This window comes from Xenorhabdus stockiae, from assembly GCF_002632825.1.
In the GTDB taxonomy this organism is placed as follows: domain Bacteria; phylum Pseudomonadota; class Gammaproteobacteria; order Enterobacterales; family Enterobacteriaceae; genus Xenorhabdus; species Xenorhabdus stockiae.
The window spans coordinates 1-2,824 of the sequence record NZ_NJAJ01000088.1; the positions used below are offsets into that span (position 1 = coordinate 1).

Annotated in this window: 7 protein-coding genes; 2 read left to right on the forward strand and 5 right to left on the reverse strand. The window is 38.4% G+C overall.

The window, feature by feature from the left end; all coding sequences use genetic code 11:
* Nucleotides 1-108 precede the first annotated feature (108 nt).
* Nucleotides 109-321, reverse strand: coding sequence for a hypothetical protein (locus Xsto_RS20105; protein ID WP_099126228.1), 213 nt, complete (start codon nt 319-321; stop codon nt 109-111).
* Nucleotides 322-390: 69 nt separating this feature from the next.
* Entirely contained in the window at nt 391-615 is a 225-nt protein-coding gene (locus Xsto_RS20110) for a hypothetical protein (RefSeq protein WP_099126229.1), read from the reverse strand.
* A 190-nt stretch (nt 616-805) separates the two neighbouring features.
* On the opposite strand from Xsto_RS20110, the gene Xsto_RS20115 reads away from it, so the two are divergent.
* Nucleotides 806-988 carry a hypothetical protein gene (locus Xsto_RS20115; RefSeq protein ID WP_099126230.1) on the forward strand — a complete coding sequence of 61 codons (183 nt, stop codon included), beginning with the start codon at nt 806-808 and terminating at the stop codon, nt 986-988.
* Here the strand turns inward: Xsto_RS20115 and Xsto_RS21750 are convergent.
* The 3 genes from Xsto_RS21750 to Xsto_RS20125 form a co-directional block, all read right to left on the reverse strand.
* Nucleotides 985-1,137, reverse strand: a complete 153-nt coding sequence (locus tag Xsto_RS21750; RefSeq protein ID WP_169926708.1) for a hypothetical protein — start codon at nt 1,135-1,137, stop codon at nt 985-987. The two genes, Xsto_RS20115 and Xsto_RS21750, sit on opposite strands and share 4 nt — an antisense overlap.
* Nucleotides 1,138-1,154: 17 nt before the next feature.
* Nucleotides 1,155-1,448 carry a transcriptional antitermination N peptide gene (locus Xsto_RS20120; protein ID WP_099126233.1) on the reverse strand — a complete coding sequence of 98 codons (294 nt, stop codon included), beginning with the start codon at nt 1,446-1,448 and terminating at the stop codon, nt 1,155-1,157.
* Between the two features lie 272 nt (nt 1,449-1,720).
* Nucleotides 1,721-2,374 (reverse strand): LexA family protein, encoded by a 654-nt coding sequence (locus tag Xsto_RS20125; protein WP_099126231.1) that lies wholly within the window; start codon nt 2,372-2,374, stop codon nt 1,721-1,723.
* 80 nt (nt 2,375-2,454) lie between these two features.
* Between Xsto_RS20125 and Xsto_RS20130 the strand changes: the two genes are divergently transcribed.
* On the forward strand, nt 2,455-2,640 hold the full coding sequence (locus Xsto_RS20130) for a Cro/CI family transcriptional regulator (protein ID WP_099126232.1): 186 nt from the start codon (nt 2,455-2,457) through the stop codon (nt 2,638-2,640).
* Nucleotides 2,641-2,824: the final 184 nt, after the last annotated feature.

The window sequence follows — 2,824 nt, forward strand, 5'->3', positions numbered from 1 at the left end:
CTTTATTCCCACCGAAGCCCATACCATCGTAACGACGAACAATTGCAGACATTGCATTAGCCGCAAAATAATCTCTTAATGTTATTTCATCGGGTTTTTCATTTTTCATTATCTATCCTCCAAAGACATAGCGCCATCTTCTGGATAATCAGTGCAATAGACCCCCATTTGTTCGAAGTAAATCCCACCTTCATCTTGAATGCCTACTTTACCGATGGTATATTCTTCATTCAATCTGCTTTCTTCAACTTTCTCATAAGATATACCAGCCATATCACAGATATACTGTATTTGTTTAATTGTTAGATTAATTCTGCTCATTACATCTTCCTATATTCAGGTAATAAAAAACCTCGCATTTGCGAGGCTCATATTTAAGGTGACTACCATTCATTTATAAAATGGCATTCCATCATAGATACATACTATTGGTGGGTATAAAACAAATGCAGCTAATATTAGGCATAATATTTTACCACCTATCTTTTTTACTACTGTACATGCTGCTACAACTAAAATAAGCCCAACAATAGTGGAAGGCCAACCTAATAAATTCCCAGCTAATACAACGTAAAACATGTGAATGGTTTTTATTACTGATAATATATCTTCCATACATATTCCCTTATGAATCTATAGTAAGATCTTCGGAATATATCAGAGTAACTCACCACAGCCCACTCGGAAATGAGCTGGAGTTAGTTGCCTGATTTGATAACTCACTCAGGCGGCGTGAGTTCCCCACTTTCCACAGTCAAGGAAAACTGATAACTTGGTTATTCCATAGTCAAGAAGGAGATGCTAAATGTCTGATGTAATTGATCCCAAGAAAAACCCAGAGCAAGCCGCTCAACAAGTACTTATCGAATTAATTAGAGCAGATAAAGTTGGCGGTGTGCATGGTGTAGGGGTAAAGAACAATACAGAAGCATTATTATATGTGTACTCAACAGTGTATAATCACTTCAAGAAATTTCACAATAGTTAATTAGCTTCATATAAAGAAGTAAATGCATCATTAATTGAACTAGCCATTTCCTTGGCTAGTTCCTTGTCCGCATTATTTTGCTCTATCATAGCTTTTAGAGTATGAGCGGCAATTGTCTGAATTGATTCCGGTAAATCTTTAAATTCCATTATTCTTCTCCTGTTATTTAATATCTCGCAGTAACCCCGCCCGACTCCAGACGGCGGGACTTGGTTTTGGTTGAATAAAGTGCTACTTCTGGTAAGCAGCAGTTATCGAAACTAGGTACTGATTTGGTTCTTAGTGATAGAACTGGGCGATCTTTCTTCGGCTCTTTTTGTTCAGGCCATATATCATTCAGAATACTTTCTACAGCATTCCTTGATATTGCTTCCGCCTTCCGTCTGGCATGACGCCTGCTAATAGCATTACCCCGTAAAAATTCAGGCTTACATGACTTCTTCATGATGATAGTTGTCATAAATCCTCCAATCAGTTGGTTTTGGGGTGCAGTCATTCACCTTGCTTTCACTACACACCAAAACCGGCTGGTTGTGGGTTGGCACTTTGTCAGCGCCGCCAGAGATGTTAAAGAGCGTACTGCTTGTTCGATGCAATGTAATTTAAGATAACTTCAATGGATATGTCAACAGATTATTTAAAATATCTTAAATTAAAATTGAAGGCATCTTGAGATGAGATTGAATAGATATAGATAAGCAAAAGCCCTCCGCAGAGGACTTGAGGTTTTAATTATGGGAGTCTAGCGATTTTAGCATCCACAACAACACCAATGATTCTGCAATTTCCATTGATTGATATCATTCTGTATTGTGGGTTGAGGGGTTTTAGATAATGATTTCCAGCATCAATAATATATTGCTTAAAAGTTGCTTCGTTATCGCTTTCCAGTTTTGCGACAACCAATTTACCGTTAACAGGTTCTATTTCAGGATCAACTAAAATCATCATCCCCTCTGGAATGCTTAATCCAGATGGTGATGTCATTGAGTCTCCTTTCACTTCTAACCAAAAGGAATCACCGGAACAACTGACGGTAGTTTCATACCAGTCATCAATAGATCTTCTATGGTAAGGCTCCACCGCTTCACTCCAATTTCCAGCACAAACCCAACTAATTAGCGGATATTCCCCCCTAGTCCTATTGAACTTAATAAATGAAACGTTTGCATTATCATCAAGCTCACCACCTCTGAGAATATATTCTGGTGAGCACCCCAATGCGGATGCTAACGCCAATAAATTATCTCCTTTTGGCTCGGTCTCTTCTCTTTCCCACTGAGAAATAGCAGCATACGAGACCCTGACAAGCTTGCCGAGATCTCTTTGGGTGAGTTCAAGCTCTTTTCTGCGCAATCTAATGCGCTCACCAATAGTCGTTTTCATAATTAAGTAATCTTAAACCCTCTTGACTTAAGATTCCTTCTGTTAAATAATTGAAGTCATCTTAAATGGAGATTACAAGTATGTATAAAAAAGAAGCGGTGAAGTTTTTTGGTAGCCAAAAAGTTATCGCTGAGAAACTAAATGTTTCAGATGCGGCAGTTTCTCAATGGAAAGAAATTATTCCGGAGTTAGCGGCTCTCAAATTAAATCGAATCACTAACGGTAAGCTGAAATACAGACCTAGCTTATACAACAAGGTCGCATAGTAAGTAATACCCCGCTCTTTAACAATTGGCGTATGAGTACGCCATACGGAGTCGCCGACAAGGTGACAATGCCTATCTACAACATCATCTATCTCAGGATAGTTGATCTCTCTTTTTATTTTCTAAACAAAGTCTAACTGTCATTTCACTTTAGGAATGTTACCGATGGGAATTACAGGCGGGA